The 17,719-nt window shown below is 41.8% G+C and carries 14 protein-coding genes; all 14 read left to right on the top strand.

What is annotated here, in order from left to right:
- Positions 1-473 precede the first annotated feature (473 nt).
- The 14 genes from A3KS_RS21465 (at position 474) to A3KS_RS0114710 (ending at position 17,616) form a co-directional block, all read left to right on the top strand.
- Positions 474-878 (top strand): hypothetical protein, encoded by a 405-nt coding sequence (locus A3KS_RS21465; protein ID WP_035356426.1) that lies wholly within the window; start codon positions 474-476, stop codon positions 876-878.
- Between the two features lie 391 nt (positions 879-1,269).
- Positions 1,270-3,600, top strand: coding sequence for a methyl-accepting chemotaxis protein (locus A3KS_RS21460; protein WP_051355919.1), 2,331 nt, complete (start codon positions 1,270-1,272; stop codon positions 3,598-3,600).
- Positions 3,601-3,897: 297 nt separating this feature from the next.
- Positions 3,898-6,210, top strand: a complete 2,313-nt coding sequence (locus tag A3KS_RS21455; protein WP_051355918.1) for a methyl-accepting chemotaxis protein — start codon at positions 3,898-3,900, stop codon at positions 6,208-6,210.
- Positions 6,211-6,283: 73 nt separating this feature from the next.
- Positions 6,284-7,618: an ATP-binding protein gene (locus A3KS_RS0114760; RefSeq protein WP_026395563.1), complete on the top strand. Its 1,335-nt coding sequence runs from the start codon at positions 6,284-6,286 to the stop codon at positions 7,616-7,618.
- 234 nt (positions 7,619-7,852) lie between these two features.
- A complete protein-coding gene (locus tag A3KS_RS0114755; RefSeq protein WP_026395562.1) occupies positions 7,853-9,523 on the top strand; it encodes an MBL fold metallo-hydrolase RNA specificity domain-containing protein in 1,671 nt (556 codons plus the stop codon).
- 59 nt (positions 9,524-9,582) lie between these two features.
- On the top strand, positions 9,583-9,759 hold the full coding sequence (locus tag A3KS_RS23925) for a PAS domain-containing protein (protein WP_207637761.1): 177 nt from the start codon (positions 9,583-9,585) through the stop codon (positions 9,757-9,759).
- Positions 9,708-10,382: an STAS domain-containing protein gene (locus A3KS_RS22775; RefSeq protein ID WP_207637762.1), complete on the top strand. Its 675-nt coding sequence runs from the start codon at positions 9,708-9,710 to the stop codon at positions 10,380-10,382. The genes A3KS_RS23925 and A3KS_RS22775 overlap by 52 nt, the downstream gene beginning before the upstream one ends.
- Positions 10,383-10,415: 33 nt before the next feature.
- On the top strand, positions 10,416-10,772 hold the full coding sequence (locus tag A3KS_RS0114740) for an STAS domain-containing protein (protein ID WP_026395561.1): 357 nt from the start codon (positions 10,416-10,418) through the stop codon (positions 10,770-10,772).
- An 18-nt stretch (positions 10,773-10,790) separates the two neighbouring features.
- Entirely contained in the window at positions 10,791-11,264 is a 474-nt protein-coding gene (locus A3KS_RS0114735; RefSeq protein ID WP_051355917.1) for an anti-sigma regulatory factor, read from the top strand.
- Positions 11,251-11,574, top strand: coding sequence for a hypothetical protein (locus tag A3KS_RS0114730; protein ID WP_026395559.1), 324 nt, complete (start codon positions 11,251-11,253; stop codon positions 11,572-11,574). Before A3KS_RS0114735 ends, A3KS_RS0114730 begins: the two co-directional genes overlap by 14 nt.
- 58 nt (positions 11,575-11,632) lie before the next feature.
- A complete protein-coding gene (locus A3KS_RS0114725) occupies positions 11,633-11,851 on the top strand; it encodes a hypothetical protein (protein ID WP_169727708.1) in 219 nt (72 codons plus the stop codon).
- Positions 11,852-11,872: 21 nt separating this feature from the next.
- Positions 11,873-14,959: a PAS domain-containing hybrid sensor histidine kinase/response regulator gene (locus A3KS_RS21445; RefSeq protein WP_051355916.1), complete on the top strand. Its 3,087-nt coding sequence runs from the start codon at positions 11,873-11,875 to the stop codon at positions 14,957-14,959.
- Positions 14,960-14,961: 2 nt separating this feature from the next.
- A complete protein-coding gene (locus A3KS_RS0114715) occupies positions 14,962-16,077 on the top strand; it encodes an HD-GYP domain-containing protein (protein ID WP_026395557.1) in 1,116 nt (371 codons plus the stop codon).
- 153 nt (positions 16,078-16,230) lie between these two features.
- Positions 16,231-17,616 carry an aminotransferase-like domain-containing protein gene (locus A3KS_RS0114710; protein WP_026395556.1) on the top strand — a complete coding sequence of 462 codons (1,386 nt, stop codon included), beginning with the start codon at positions 16,231-16,233 and terminating at the stop codon, positions 17,614-17,616.
- Positions 17,617-17,719: the final 103 nt, after the last annotated feature.

Below are 17,719 nucleotides of genomic sequence, written 5' to 3'. Positions count from 1 at the left end.
TTGAGCAACTTTTATACCCTGTGCTTTACGGATCCCGGAATCTCTGAGTAATCCTGCCAGTTTCAATGCCTTAAAAGCTTTTAAAAATGCAATTTTTGTCTGTTCAGATGGGTTGTTTTGGTTTATCATAGTGGTATGCACCTTTCCTGTCTGATTTTTGTTAGTTTGCATTTTCATTATATCAGACGTTGGGTGCATTTTTCTGTCAACTTCTGTTTTTCAGAAGCTGCAGAGTGTGTTGTTGTAAAGTCTCAGCTGATTTTTAGAGCTGGGAAAGTTGAGTAAATAACAAAATAAATTGATTAGCGGTCTGATAATAATTGACTTAATGAAACATGGTGGGTAAAATGATAGATAGAGAATCAGTGTAAAGGGTTTTTAAATAGGATAGCTTTTTTGATAACGCGATTTTGAGAAACTCAGATAGAAACTTAAAAAGCAACAAGTCCTAACGATAAATGTAGGAGACTAACATGGGATTAGAAAGTGTTTTATATAAATGTGAAAAGGGTGTAGATCTTAAACAATTGCGGCTTAAGCCCTGGGCAGTGGCTTCTGAAGTGATGGGGCGGTTTAAAAAAACAAATCAGATTCATCGATGGTTTTTGGAGAATATTCAAAATGGAATTGATGACAGCCGATTTTATCTGGTTGATGAATATCAGTTTAAAAAGCTCTATAAGCTGTGTACCACCGTGGATAGTAATCATGATCGGGCTGAAGAATTATTACCCACACTGAAAGGATTTGATATTGGAAGTGCCAAATATGATGAAGTCTATTTTGAAAATTTAAGCAAGGTGCTGATCATTCTGGGGCACATCAACAATACCTTTGACTTTGAAAAAAATGATCTGGTTTATAGCAGTTCCCATTAAAAACGCAAAAGATTGAAAAAGATGGTTTCCACGAACCAGCTGAAGAAAGCTTCGGCTGGTTTACTTTTTAGAGAAATGAAAGATGTTCACGACGAACATTAAATTTAAATGAAACTAAAGTATTTTTTACGGTTGACGATTAAATAATAGTAAGTGAATATAAGTATTTAGATAAAGAATTCAAATAACAATTGAGATTTCGAAAATAATCCGATATAATGTTGATCATGAGTAAAATTCAATGAGTGAGATTTATAAAAAAATACACCGATGTGGTGAAGAGAAACAACACCCTCTATCCCAGGAACACAGCATAATTATTTGATAAATAAAGGGGTAAAAATAAATAAGTATAGGATGATCTCAAGAAAAAATTAGAAGGAGAAAAAGAATGAAACATGAAAAGAGTTTGTTGGCAAAGATCCTGATGACAGTTGTTTTACCAGTAGCATTAATATTTGGTGCAATTGCAGCTATTGCAATGGTGGTGACAAGTCAGAATGTTGATCAGTTTGCAGAGATTCAAAACAATTTGTTGCTGATTTATGTAATCGGTTTAGCTGTTATTGTTGGTGTAATTGTATTGGGAATGAAAGAGACCTCAAACAGAATAACCAGTCTGGCAGAGGCCGCTAACCGGATGGCGGATGGGGACATTGAAGTTGGGTTAAGATCTGATAAACCCCAGGATCAGTTGGGAGAAATTGCTTATGCGCTTTCATTACTGGCGGAAAATAACAAGACGCAGTCGGAAATTGCAAAAAAACTGGCAGATGGAGATCTGTCAGAAACGATCAGCCCACTATCGGATAAAGACTGGCTGGGAAGTAATTTAGTTGCGGCTCAAAAGTCGATGAAAAAACTCCTCGATTATTTTGTTATGATGCCGGAATTGGTCGAGAAAAAAGTGTATTTTGACAAAAGTGTAGAAAATGACTTAGCCGGTGATTATAAAAAAGCTCTTGGGCAGGCAAATCAGGCCATGGCGACAGTCACCACAAATATGGAATATTATTTAGCAATTCTGGATGCTTTACCGTACCGGGTGACCACCACCGATAAAGACATGAAAATGGTTTTTGTCAACAAAATTCTTGAAGATCTGATGAAAATGACCGGCACAGCCGAAAAACGGGAAGACATTCGCGGTATCGATTGTCATACCTGTAATCTGGAAATGTGTCATACTGAGAACTGCGGCGTGACAATGTTAAATGGCAATGGGGATCAATTGAATGAACTTGGCTATGCCGAATATCGCTTTGAATTCCGCGAACGATATTATCGGATGGATACGATGAACCTCATCGACAAAAATGGTGAAAAGATCGGTTATGTAGAAGTATCCCACGACACAACACCGGTAATGAGTGTAAATAATTATCGCAGCAATGCGGTAGTTCGACTGGCGGACAACCTGCATCGCTTGTCGGAGGGAAATCTTGATCTTGATTTACATGTCGATGAACCAGGCCAGTATACTAACGAAGTGTATGCGCAATTTAAAGCGATTGGAGATAGCTTGACGGAGGTGAAAAATACCATTGGCAATCTGATTGATGATGCAAGTATGCTGACCCATGCGGCAATTGATGGTCAGCTCGATGCCCGAGCGGATGAAACCAAATTCGCTGGCTCATGGCTGGAACTGATCAGTGGAATGAATGGTATTCTTGGTGAAATAGCGAAGCCGCTCCAAGAGGTCACGGATGTTATGGATGAGATTTCACAAGGGAATCTGAAAGTTACCGTAAACGGCTCTTACCGCGGGAGTTTTGATGAATTAAAACAGTCGGTTAACTCAATGGGGAGTGGATTCAAAAAAATAGTAGGAGAAATTTCCACAGTAACCGAAGAAATCGGCAATGGAAATCTCAATTTGGAAAATGTCAGTTCCTTTGGTGGCGATTTCAATACGATTTCCGATGCTCTTAATACTATTATTGGAACGCTGAACTCGCTGTTGGGTGATATCAATCATGCTGCTGAACAGGTCAATGCTGGGGCCAATCAGGTCTCCGACAGCAGCCAGGCCCTGGCCCAGGGGTCGACTGAACAGGCCAGTTCGATCCAGGAGCTGACTGCTTCGATTACCGAAATAGCTGACCAGACCAAAAATAACGCTGTTAACGCGAACAAGGCCAGAGAACTGGCCACCGATGTTATGGACAACGCGGACAAAGGAAACCATCAGATGACTGAGATGCAGCAGTCGATGGTGGAAATCAACAAGTCATCGGAAGACATTTCCAAGATTATCAAGGTCATTGATGACATTGCCTTCCAGACCAATATCCTGGCGCTTAATGCGGCTGTTGAAGCCGCCCGGGCGGGACAGCATGGTAAAGGTTTTGCCGTGGTGGCGGAAGAAGTCCGCACCCTGGCCGCCCGTAGTGCTGATGCTGCCAAGGAAACGACCGGCTTAATTGAAGGCTCCATCAGTAAGGTCGCCGAGGGGACAAAAATTGCCGATGAAACCGCCAGTGCCCTGGACGAAATTGTTGGCGGCATCGCCAAAGTTAACGATTTAATTGGCAACATCGCCACGGCATCCAACGAACAGGCGACCGGCATTGCCCAGATTAACATGGGTGTTGAGCAGGTTGCCCAGGTCGTTCAGCAAAATTCGGCAACCGCTGAAGAAAGTGCGGCCGCCAGTGAAGAACTCTCCGGTCAATCGATCCTGTTAAAACAGATGATCGACCAGTTCCAATTGAGATAATAATTTATCAGAAAAATGTTTGTATAGATTAGAATAACCTTAGGAGCACCCTGAGGTTATTCTATTTTAATGGTACAAAAAACTGAAAGAAGACACTGATTTACAAAAAATGAAGTTGAGTTTACTGAAAAAATCATATATAATACTATCAATAATTAAATTATCCTGGCTGAATACCTTGGCTGTGAAGAGTAACAGCAACGAAATTTATATCGTTTAGTGGTATAATCCTTCCAAGAAAAGTGGTGACGAAAGAAAGAATTGCTTGATAAATAATTTAATCAAATGGAGGAAAGAATGGAGCATGAAAAAAGTTTGCTGTCAAAAATCCTAATGACAGTTGTCCTACCGGCCGTCCTGATTTTTTGCGTGACAGCAGGTATTTCAATGGTTGTCGTCAGTCAAAATTTCGACCAGTTTGGCGGTATCCAAAATAGTGTGTTGCTGATTTATGCCATCGGTATAGCGTTAATGGTTGGGGTAAGTGTAATCGGTGTAAAGGGAATATCGGATCGTTTAACCGGCCTGGCTGAGGCTGCTAACCGCCTGGCTGATGGAGAGGTTGAACTTGGTTTAAAAGCCGAAAAACCTCAGGATCAGTTGGGGGAAGTTGCTTATGCACTTTCAGGTATTGCCAAGAGCATGAGATTACAGTCAGAAGCGGCTGGTAAACTGGCAAAGGGTGATCTGTCAGCAGCAATCATTCCGTCATCGGATAAGGATGTGGTTGGCAACAGTCTGCTGGAAGTCCAGTCATCCATTAAGATGATGAGTGATTACCTGATACAACTGCCCGAACGTGTTAAAAAAGAAGAAGCGGATCTGAATAAAGAACAGGAAACTGAAATGATTGGCGATTATCAAAAAGGGATCGAACATGTCAATCAGGCGATCCAGATAGTCGCCGACAAACGCGATTTCTTCCAGGCAATTCTTGATGCGATGCCATACCGGATTACCGTTGTAGATAACGATTTGAAGTGGACATTTATTAATAAGACCCTTCAGGATCTGAGAATAGCAACCGGGCGAGAGGGCAGTCGCGAATCGCTTTATGGTGATGACTGCTGCAAATCAAATCTGGACATGTGTAAAAATGAAGATTGCGGTGTCAAAGCGTACCGAAAAACAGGCCGAATTGAATTCCCATTTGCATATCGTGGCGGATATTATCGAATGGATACAACGCCGATTATTGACAAACAAGGTCAGACCATTGGCTATGTGGAAACTTCGTTTAACACAACCGCAACCATGAGCGTCAATAATTATTCAGCAATGGAAATTAATCGACTGGCTGATAATTTAAGACGTTTATCGGCAGGAAATTTGGACTTTGATATGGATATTCAGGAACCTGGTGAGTTTACTGGGGAGGTATATGAGCAGTTTAAAGCAATTGAAACAAATCTGCGAGAAGTTAAAAATTCCATTGACAGCCTCATTGGTGATGCCATCATTCTGACAACGGCAGCAATGCAGGGAGACCTGGATGTTCGGGCCGATGAAACCAAATTCAGCGGTTCCTGGCAGGAGCTGATCAGTGGCATGAATGGCATTCTTAGTGTTATGGCAAAACCGATGGAAGAGGTCGCAAATGTGATGGATGCCATTGCCAACGGCAATCTTGATGTAATGGTTGAAGGCTATTATCAGGGCAGCTTTGATGTCTTGAAACAGGCTGTCAATGAAATGGGAAGTAATTTTAAAACAATTGTGACAGAGATTTCGACGGTTACCGGAGAAATAAGCAATGGAAATCTTAATTTGGAAAATGTCCGTTCTTTTGGTGGCGATTTCAATGCGATTTCTGATGCACTCAATACTATTATTGCGACATTGAACTCACTGTTGGGAGATATCAACCATGCCTCGGAACAGGTTAATGTCGGGGCCAATCAGGTCTCCGACAGCAGCCAGGCCCTGGCCCAGGGGTCGACTGAACAGGCCAGTTCGATCCAGGAGCTGACTGCTTCGATTACCGAAATAGCTGACCAGACCAAGAATAACGCCGTCAACGCGAACAAGGCCAGAGAACTGGCCACCGATGTTATGGGTAACGCGGACAAAGGAAACCATCAGATGACTGAGATGCAGCAGTCGATGGTGGAAATCAACAAATCATCGGAAGACATTTCCAAGATTATCAAGGTCATTGATGACATTGCCTTCCAGACCAATATTCTGGCTCTTAATGCGGCCGTTGAAGCCGCCCGGGCGGGACAGCATGGTAAAGGTTTTGCCGTGGTGGCAGAAGAAGTCCGCACCCTTGCCGCTCGAAGTGCTGATGCAGCCAAGGAAACGACCGGCTTAATTGAAGGCTCCATCAGTAAGGTCGCCGAGGGGACAAAAATTGCCGATGAAACCGCCAGTGCCCTGGACGAAATTGTTGGCGGAATCGCCAAGGTTAATGATTTAATCGGCAACATCGCTACCGCATCCAACGAACAGGCGACCGGCATTGCTCAGATTAATATGGGTGTTGAGCAGGTTGCCCAGGTCGTTCAGCAGAATTCGGCAATCGCCGAAGAAAGTGCTGCCGCCAGTGAAGAACTCTCCGGCCAATCGATCCTGTTAAAACAGATGATTGACCAGTTCCAGCTGAGATAAGTCAAACCGACAAAATAAATGATTAGAAAAACCACCTTGTAATAAGGTGGCTTTTTTTAGAAGGAAGATCACCATGAATCGATTAATTGCGAAACTGATACTTTTTACTGACTCAAGTCAGGAGCGTCTGCTTAAGCAGATGGGACAGCTCTATGAGCGTTTTTATCAAGCTGCAGATACCAGAGAAAGCCTGATTGCCGAAAGTTATCGACAAATAAAAGCACTGCTGGAAATTGCCACTGATTTTGGCTTTGATCGAAACCTCTGGCATCATTACCTGACCTTTTTACTGATAACGAATGAAAACCCATTCAGTTTAACCTGCGAAAAGGTGGGAAAAAAAGAAGGCAGTGTTAACTTTTTTGCTCAAAACGACTGCAAAATTTTTAAAGAGCTCTTTGATTTTGATTTCACCGAATTGGAATCAGCACTGGGAATTGATTGTTTCACCCGGGTTTCAAATTACCAGGCCATCAAAAAACCGGAATTTATGTACAATCAGAATGTCAGTGAAAAGGTGAAATCACTGAGTCTGAGATTAGCGGCTGCTGCAAACGAACAAGTTTTTTTCGACGAAATCACGCAGTTCTATGGCGAATACGGAGTGGGTATGTTTGGATTGAACAAAGCCTTCCGGATCATTCCCAAAGTCGATAACACCGGAGTTATCTTTAACCCCATCAATAACATGGATAAGGTCATGCTGGCAGATTTGGTGGGATACGAAAATCAGAAACAAAAACTTGTCGAAAATACCAAAGCCTTTGTCGAGGGACGAAAAGCCAACAATGTCTTGTTGTTTGGCGACAGCGGTACCGGTAAGTCCACCAGTATCAAAGCCATCGTCAACGAATTCTATCATCAGGGATTGCGGATGATCGAAATTTACAAACATCAATTTCGGGATTTATCAAATGTCATTGCCCAGATTAAAAACCGCAACTATCGGTTTATTATCTATATGGATGATCTTTCTTTTGAGGAATTTGAAATTGAGTACAAATTTCTGAAAGCTGTCATTGAAGGTGGCGTGGAAACAAAACCCGACAACATTTTGATTTATGCCACTTCAAATCGTCGCCATCTGATTCGCGAAACCTGGAACGACCGAAATGATATGGAAGCAAATGGCGAGATCCACCGCTCCGATACCATGCAGGAAAAACTGTCGCTTGTCAATCGTTTTGGAGTCAGTATTTTTTATGAACGACCCAGTCAGAAACAGTACTTTGGCATCGTCGCCGAACTGGCCCGGCGGGAAGGCCTGAACATCTCAGAAGAAGTTCTTTCCGGTGAGGCTAATAAATGGGAATTGCAGCATGGCGGAATTTCTGGTCGAACCGCCCAACAATTCATCAATCATTTGCTTTCTGTCGCTTCAGAGGAAAATTTAATGGATAAATGTTAACTTAGACAAGATCAGGTCAGAAAAACCATGACACCTGGGACTAATTTTAGTCCCAGGTGTATTTTTATCGGCCTAATCTGCGTAATTCTTAATAAGTTGGATATGAATAAAGTAAAGGGTATTAAGATTAATAAGGATTACAAATGAAAATCCATGGCTGGCATACACAAAGCTGCGCAGCTTGAAGAATTTGGACTGATATTAACTGGAAGTGAAAAGAACAGGAGAAAGAAAATGAAAATTAAATTTTTAGGAGCGGCACTATCCGTAACGGGTTCCTGCCATCTGGTGACGACCGATCACTGTAAATTCCTCCTGGACTGCGGTTTGTTTCAAGGCAGTGAAGCCCTGGAAGAATTAAACTATCAGGAGTTTGATTTTAACCCGGCAGAAATTGATTTTATAATTTTAAGTCATGCTCATGTGGATCATTGCGGGCGCATTCCCTTACTTGTCAAGCAGGGGTTCAAAGGAAAGATTTATTGTACCGGGGCAACCGCTGAAATAGCCGACATCATGCTTCAGGACAGTGGCAATATTCACGAAATGGATGCGAAATGGATCAACAAACGCACCATCCGTTCTGGAAAGCGGCAGATTGCTCCGCTTTACACCCAGGCAGATGCTGCCCGTTGTAGCCAATATTTCTTTCCGGTGGCATATGGACAAACTTTTGAGATCAATCCTTGGATCAAGATCCGGCTCAATGAAGCAGGACATATACTGGGGGCCGCAATCATTGAAATTTGGGCTGAAGATGACGGAAAAACCACCAAGCTTGTTTACTCAGGGGATATTGGGGCAGCCAATCAGCGGATGCTCAATAATCCGACTCTGATTGCAGAGGCTGATTATCTGATTATGGAAACGACCTATGGGGATCGTGTCCATGAAACCCAACAGGAAAGTGGGAAGCGTTTTCTGGATATCATTTTTAAAACCGTTGCACGGGGTGGAACTGTGGTGGCACCTGCCTTTGCTTTGGGACGAACCCAGGATCTGATTCATGAGTTGGAGCTATTTTATGATAACCATGAACTACATCAGAATCAGCTTGATAAGGTCAATGTTTATGTTGATAGTCCGCTGGCTACTGATGCCACCGAAATTTTCCGAAAAAATGCCCATTATTTTAACGATATTATAAAGGCGCGAATTAAAAAAGGCGAGGAGCTTTTTTATTTCAGAAATCTACATTTTACCAAAAGCATTGATCAATCCAAAGCGTTAAACGATAATCCAGCACCTAAGATCATCATTTCATCCAGTGGCATGGCTGATGCCGGCCGGGTTCAACATCACCTAAAACACTATCTCTGGAAACCAAAATCGAGCATTGTTTTTGCTGGCTACCAGGCGGAAGGGACCACTGGACGGGCAATTACCAGCGGCGAAAAATATGTCCGGATTCTGCGGGAACGGATTCGTGTGAATGCGGAAATCTATTTTCTCGAGGGGTTCTCTGCCCATGCCGATAAAAACGATCTACTCAAATGGTTGTCCGGGTTTAAAGAAAAGCCAAAGAAAATCTTTCTGGTTCATGGTGAAGAAGAACCTAAAAAAATATTTGCGGAAACAGTCAAAAATATTCTCGGGTATGATTGTACAGTCGTGGAAGATGTATCCGAATATGTTCTTGGAGAAGCTGAAGAAGTTGTTTGTGATGGCATAAAAAGTCAGATTGATGCAAAGAAACAACTGCTTCAAATAAAAACCAATTTACAAGATATGTATGATGAGCTGGACTCACTTTTGTCTAAAGCAGGTATAAATAAAAAAGAAGTACTTACCCAAGAGAAAATTGAAGATATTTCCAATCTTTCTAATGACCTTGAAAAGATTCTGACGAAATTTAAGTCAGTGGTTGGCGAAAAAGATTTGCAACAAGAGGAGAAAACGGTTTGATAATCGGGTAAAGATCACTTTTGCATACATACAATTTAAAAATACTTAGGAGGGTTATGATGAACAAAAAGTTTCAGGAAGCTGATGACAAATTAAAGGCTCAAATTCTTGACCAGATACCAGCTCCGGTCATGGCAGTAAATAAAGAACTGATGGTGATCTATATGAATGAAGCTGGCAAAAAATTACTAAAAAAAGCACGGAGGAGATTATTGGAATTGCCTGCAAAGATATAATTTGCACCGATCAGTGTGGAACTGACGATTGTGCCATGCTAAAAGCGATGAAGTCTGGGAAGACCTATGCTTCCCGAACTGAAGCAACATTAGGTGGGCAAACGATTCCTTTAGAGTTTTCAGCAGTACCTCTAGTTGATGATAGCGGAGAGATCATTGGTGGCCTCGAATTAGTCTTGGACATTACAGAGCGAGTTCTATATGAGAATCGTCTCAAAGAACAAAACCATACAATCCGAGAAATGTCCACACCGACAATTAAATTATGGGAAGGTGTTATGGTATTGCCGGTTGTCGGTGTTGTTGACTCAATGAGAGCTCAGCATATGATGGAAAGCATGCTGACAAAAATCGCTGAAACGTATGCAAAAGTAATTATTTTGGATATTCACGGTGTTGCAGCCGTGGATACGGCCGTAGCCAATCATTTGATTAAAATAACAAAAGCAACTAAACTGATGGGGTGTGATTGTATTTTGTCGGGAATTTCACCTGCCGTGGCGCAAACAATCATCCAATTAGGCATTGACATGGAAGCGATCAACACCCGGGCAACACTCAGTGATGCTTTGACTGAAGCATTTTTAATGTTAAATCTGGAAGTGAATAAGAAAAAACAGTGAAATAATATTTTTGATGGGAATAGGTTGAAAGTAATGGGAGAAGACTATAATACATCCGTAACCGTGATAAAAAATAACCTGATTGTGGCACTTCCAGCAGAAATGACGGATTCGTGTATTCATAACATCGAAAAAACAATTATTGAGAAAGCCTATCAGAAAAATATTCAGGGCGTACTTCTTAATTTTTCAATGGTGACTGTTATGGATACATATACATACCAGGCTTTTGAAAACATTACGAGGGTATTTTCATTGATGGGGATTCAGACAATCTGGGTAGGTTTGAATCCCGGGGTAGTTTTTGGTTTGATTGACTTGGACGTTGCGATTAATACAAGAATAAAAATGGCAATTAATCTTGAGATTGGTTTAACGTTGCTCAATTAGAGTAAATGGTAAAAGATGATGAAAATATCTGATGTACGTTTAACAAAAGAAATTAGCGAAAGAGTTCGGGTCAGAGAAACAAAAAAAATAGATCTTGTTTTTAGCCACGATAATGAGAATGTGGTTTATTCTGTTCGTAGTATCGCTAAAAAAGCTGGATTTCGTTTAACGGATGAGGTGTTAATAGCCGTAGCTGCTTCGGAACTATCGACAAATATTTTACGGTATGCTGGAACAGGCATAATTGAAGTAAGTATTGTTACCGATGAAGTCAGCCAGGCCAATGGGATTGAACTGTTTGCAAGCGATAAAGGACCGGGGATCAATGATATTGAACAGGCATTAAAGGAAAACTACAGCTCACAGACAAATAGTTTGGGACAAGGTCTTCCGAGTGTGCAGCGAATCATGGACGAGTTCTATATCGAATCGGTTTCGGGCAAAGGAACGCAAGTGCTGACACGTAAATGGGTGGATTATGGAGAAAATTGAATATGCAATGATACTCCGAGCGCTGCTGTGGGATGTTTCAGAATGCGGTGATCTCGGATATATTAAAGAATATGATAATAAGTGCTTTGTCTGTTTGATTGACATTCTTGGTCATGGCAAAGTGGCAAGAAGTATTGCAGTTAATGCAGAAGAATATCTTGAAGCCAATTATCAACGCAACCTCATTGATGTCATGAACGGTCTCCATAAACATTTATATGGTAGTAGAGGTGGAGTTGTCCTGATGTGTCGCCTGGATATACCGACTGGATATACCGACTGGGAAACTTCAGTATACAGGAATTGGTAATGTCACGGGAAGAGTAATCGGTTCCAATCAACATCGGATGCTTTCAAAAGATGGAATCGTGGGATTTGGAAGCATTAGTCCAATTATTCGAGAATGTGATTTTTCTGATCGCGATCTCCTGATTCTCTATTCTGATGGTATTAAAGAGCACTTCAATTTGCTTGACTATTTGGCATTATTTACTGGCGAGACGGAATCAATCACAAGAGGTGTTCTTAAAGAATTTGGCAAAAAAACGGATGATGCTTGCTGTATAGCGTTAAAGTATATTAAATAAAGGCGGAATCGAGGTAGAGCAATGATCGAATTGGGTCATACACGGGTCGATAGTAATATTTCTTTGATCGAAGCAAGAAAAAAAGCAAGACATATTGCTTTAAAATTAGGATGTTCCGAAATTAAGGCAGCCCGAATTGAAGCAGTTTTATCGGAAATGATTCGGCAGTTGCTTAATGACACAAATATGGTTGACTGCATCATTTCAGTCATAAAAAACCAGGATAAAGAAGGAATTAATATCGCATATGATAACCTGGAGGTACCGTTTAGCTTGAATTGTGCTGAAAAATATGTGAATCTGTTTGAAATTCACGAAAAGCCGGATGGAAAATACTTGATAAATGTCTTTTTTCCTTTTATAACAGTCGAGCCAGATTTCTGTGAGAGTCTCGTCGAAGAAATTCGAATTGAAATTGAGTCACCGACAAGAGCAGAGTTACTCAAAGAAATTGAGGAAAAGAACAAAGAATTGGCGAGTAGCAGAGAGTTTATCGAATCAGTTCTGGAAAATTTACAGGCTGCAGTTTATGCAAAAGATTTAAATGGAAAATATACATATATTAACAAGCAATGGGAAACGGTAACGGGGATTGATCGAGATTCCTGCATCGGAAAAACGGCGACTGACATATTCAGACCAGATCTTGGCGAAGCTTATGAAGAAAATGATCTCAATGTTATTAAATCAAAGAAAATTCAGATAATCGAAGAACACTCTAATCGGGAAGAAAACACACAAACCTATTTATCCACAAAAGTACCGATGAAACAGAATGATGATATTATCGGACTTTGTAGTATTTCTACAGATATCACTCAACGAAAAATTATGGAAGAAGAGCTTTATAAAGCAAAAAAAACAGCTGAAGAGGCGGCCAAGTCCAAGTCCGATTTTTTGGCAAATATGAGCCATGAAATAAGAACCCCCATGAATGCCATACTGGGAATGAGTTATTTAATGGAAAAAACTGATCTGTCCGAAAAGCAGAAAGACTATCTCGGAAAAATACGCTTGTCGGGGCAGCATTTGTTGGGTGTTATTAATGATATCCTGGACTTTTCAAAAATTGAGGCAGGGAAACTGGATATTGAATGCATTGATTTTAAATTATATGAGGTTTTGGATAATTTGTCCAATTGTATTAGTGAAAAATGTATGTCAAAAGGTTTGGAACTTGTCTTTGATGTTAATTCGAATGTTCCTAACGAATTATGTGGCGATCCGCTGCGAATTGGACAAATCCTGATTAACTATGTCAACAACGCCATAAAATTCACGGAACAAGGTGAAATTATTGTCAGAATAAGGAAAGAAGAAACGCTAGCCCAAGGATTTTTGTTGAAATTTGAAGTTCAGGATACCGGAATCGGCTTGACTACAGATCAGAAAGCTAAGTTATTCCAGTCTTTTCAACAAGCTGATACCTCGACCACACGAAAATACGGTGGAACGGGATTGGGACTGGCTATTTCAAAAGATCTGGCGGAATTAATGGGTGGTGAAGTTGGTGTGGAATCAGAATATGGTAAAGGCAGTAATTTTTGGTTTACGACCCATTTTCGTGTCTCCGGCAAAACCGAGCAATCAATTATCTCAAATGAAGGGTTGGAAAATTTGCGTGTATTGGTAGTCGATGATAATAATCAGGCCCGAATGATTCTATCGGAGATGTTAAATTCCATGAGAATTCGGGTGGATGAAGCAGGGTCGGGTGAGAGTGCCATCGAAATGGTTCAAATGGAAGATTTGCGCCAAGATCCCTACGAAATTGTCTTCGTTGATATGCAGATGCCAAATTTAAATGGCATTCAAACTGTTGAACGATTAAGTCAAATCAAACTGAAAAGCCCACCCAAATATGTGATGGTCACCGCTTTTGGAAGAGAAGAAGTATTTTGTAAAGCAGAACGGGCGGGATTTGAACTGGTTATGGTCAAACCGGTTAATCTTTGGGTACTGTACGAAACGATGATTAGAATTCTTGAAAAAAACCGACTGAATGAGACCGTCGAAAAAAAAGAAGTTGAGACGGCCGGTCAAAGGAAAATTTTACAGGCAATTTCCGGGGCCAGAATTTTGTTGGTGGAAGATAATGAGTTGAACCAGATGGTTGCACTTGAACTACTTAAAGAGGCCGGACTGATTGTAGATGTGGCAGAAAATGGTCGGATTGCCGTGGAAATGGTGGCTGAAAATCAATATGATCTGGTTCTGATGGATATGCAGATGCCGGTACTGGATGGGCTTGAAGCGACTAGGCGGATTCGTTCAGATAGTCGATTTGCGGAACTGCGAATAATTGCGATGACTGCCAATGCAATGGCCAGTGATCGCGAACGTTGTATCGCTGCCGGAATGAATGACCATTTGCCTAAACCGATTGAACCGAATCATTTGTTTGAAATACTGGCGCATTGGATACCATCAAGAACAAATATTGATGTTTCAGATGACTGTAACCGTGATACTGATGATGAGATTTTTCCAGAAGCGGAATTAAACATCAGAATCAGTGGTCTGGACGTTGAATTGGGTCTACGGCGGGTTCTCGGTAAGAAAAAACCGTATCTAAATTTGCTGAGAAAATTTATAGCCGGACAACCGAGTTTCATTACAGACCTGGATCAGGCAGTCAGCAATGGCGATTATACCGCCGCTGAAAGGCTTGTCCATACATTAAAAGGGGTATCTGGGAATATTGGGGCAGTCGAAATAAGAGAAACGGCAACGATTCTTGAGACCGCAATCCGTGAACAACCAAGTAAGGATACATTAAGACCGCTCATTAAAAATCTGGCTATTCAGTTAAAAAAGCTGACTGAATCATTGCAAACGGTGTTGCCAAAAGAAAAAAAAGCTGTTGACGACAGCGATACTGTTTCCACGAAGGTTGAACTAATACGTTTTTTAGAAGAACTTATGCCGGGGATTCAAACACGGAAACCAAAAAAATGTCTCGATGTTCTTGAAGCTTATCGTAAATTTTTATGGCCAGATGAAAGCGAAATCGAAGTCGCTGAGATCTATCGACTTGTTTCCAAATATCGATATAAGGAAGCCGCTGAACGCGTAAATTCCTTATTAATCAAATTAAGTGAGGTTTGATTATGAAGAAATTGTCAGAATGTAATATTCTAATCGTCGATGATACAGAAATGAATATTGACATATTGGTTGGTGCGCTGGGAGATGACTATGAACTGTCAGTGGCAATGGATGGGGAAGCTGCTCTCGAAATGATGGAAATGGAGCTTCCCGATTTAATCTTACTGGACATCATGATGCCAGGATTGAGTGGCTATGAAGTTTGTGAAAAACTTAAAAAGAATCCCAGAGCGAAAGAAATCCCGATTATTTTCCTGACTGCGATGACTGACATCGAAAGTAAAACAAAAGGGTTTGAAGCTGGGGCCGTCGATTATATTACCAAACCATTTGAAATACTGGAAGTCAAAGCACGGGTACAGACCCATTTGTACATCACGATTGCAAAAAAAGAGTTAGCTCTGCAGAATGAAATACTTGAGCAACGGGTTATAGAACGAACGGAAGAACTGTGCCTGACTCAGGAAATTACCATTGAAGCGCTAGCCTCACTGGCTGAATATCGAGATCCGGATACGGGGGGACATATTTATCGTACCAAAAATTATGTAAAAATTCTGGCTGAAAAACTAAGTTCCGTTGAAAAATATAAAAATATTCTGAATGAGGATGTCATCAAAATATTTTACAAGTCGGCACCACTCCATGACATTGGCAAAATCGGTATTCGTGACGAAATTCTTCTAAAACCAGGTAAGTTGACCGTTAAGGAATTTGAAGAAATGAAAAAACATACATTGATTGGTTATAATGCTCTTCGAATTGCGTCATTAAAGCTTGGTGAGAATTCATTTTTGAAACATGCCATGGAGATTTCAAAAAGTCATCAGGAAAAATGGAATGGGACCGGCTATCCGGATGGCTTGTCTGGCGATGATATCCCCATAGCTGGGAGAATCATGGCGATTGCGGATGTGTATGATGCACTCATCAGTAAGCGGATTTATAAACCGCCATTTACGCACCGGCAGGCGGTAGTGATTATTAAAGAAGGCCGAGGTATTCATTTTGATCCGCTGATGGTTGATGCTTTTGAAGATGTTAATGAAGAATTCCGGCAAATTGCGATTAAATATGCCGATTGTGATGAGGAACGAGTGACATTAAATGAAGTGTAGTGTTGCTATCGAAAAGACCTGCCGGCTTGACGCCGACAGGTCTTTTCGATAGAATGAGATCAGATAATGACGGAGGTGTTGGTGGTTAAGTCTGTTCTGGTTAAGATAAAAGCCATTTCACCAGATGGAATAAGTTACAAGGAGGCGATAACCATGCCAGTAAATTCATTTGAAGATTATCCGATGTCATGGAAACCAACGTTGAAGCATCAGACGAAACCCCTGTATCTGGCCCTGGCCCGTCAGCTGGAGCAGGATATCAAAAATGGCAACCTGCTGCCGGGGACAAAGCTACCACCGCAGCGGGAACTGGCCGATTTTCTGGATATTAATGTGAGCACCGTATCCAAAGCCTGCAAAGTCTGCGAGTTAAAGGGGCTCCTCAGTGCCACGGTGGGCAGCGGCACCTTTGTATCCTTTGATGCGTTGGCGAATGCCTATCTGCTGCCGGATGACAAGCCCCGGAATTTGATTGAGCTGGGCGCAGTTTTTCCGGATACCGCCACCTTTGGACCATTGATCGGCTGTTTAAAAGAAATGCTTAATGAAGCCGATGCCGATAAATTGTTTAATTACAGCCGTCCCAATGCCAACATCTGGCTTAAAGATACAGCCGTGAAACTGATGGAAAAAGGCGGATTCAGTCCGGCACCGGAGAGCATTTTATTTTCCAATGGCGGTCAAAATGCCATCACGGCCATTCTGGCCGGGCTTTGTCGTCACGGCGATAAAATTGGCGCTGACCCCCATACCTATTCCGGACTCAAAACCACTGCTTCAATGCTGGGCATTCAGCTGACGCCGATCCGTCATCGTGACGGCCAAATGGATCATGAAGCACTGCTTGATGCTTGCCGAAACGAAAATATCAAGGGCGTGTATCTGATCCCGGACAATCACAATCCCACCACCCATACCATGACCGCTGATCGTCGCCAGGCTCTGGCTCAAATAGCCAGAGATCAGGATGTTTTTATTATTGAAGACGGCGCGTATCATTTTCTGGGGCAAAACACTCAACCGGCGGTGGCATCTTTTGCGCCGGAGCAGACTATTTATATTGCCAGCATGTCCAAGACTCTGGCCCCCGGTTTACGGATGGCTTATCTGTCAGTTCCCCAGGCTTATCGAAAACCGGTGTCGAAAGCCCTGTATAATTTGAATATTTCGGTTTCTCCGTTGATGGCAGTGCTGGCAGCCCGGGTCATCGTTTCCGGACAGTTGGATCAGTTTATCGAAAGCCATCAACAGAAAGCCGGACAACGCAATAAGCTGGTAAATCACTATTTACGTGGCTACACCTGTCACGGTGAAGAAACCGGAATATTTCGCTGGTTGGAGTTGCCAGGAACAATTAGCGGATCAGCTTTCGAAGTGCTGGCGATGGAAAAAGGGGTTCGGGTTTACGGCGCCGAGCGGTTTACGGTCGGAAATAGTTTGCCCAGTCGGGCCGTGCGGATGTCGGTTTGTGCCCCGGAAACCCTAGCCGAACTGGAACAGGGACTGATAATCTTGAAAAACCTCCTCGATCATTTGTAATAGTCCGTGTTAATTTGTACGCCATACATTTAAGTTATTGTATGGCGTATTTTTGCGTGTTAAAATAAGGCTCAAATCTTACCGCGGGTGAAGGGAGAGTCTG

Source organism: Acetobacterium malicum subsp. dehalogenans DSM 11527, from assembly GCF_000472665.1.
GTDB lineage: Bacteria > Bacillota > Clostridia > Eubacteriales > Eubacteriaceae > Acetobacterium > Acetobacterium malicum.
This window is presented reverse-complemented; position numbering and strand designations above follow the sequence as displayed.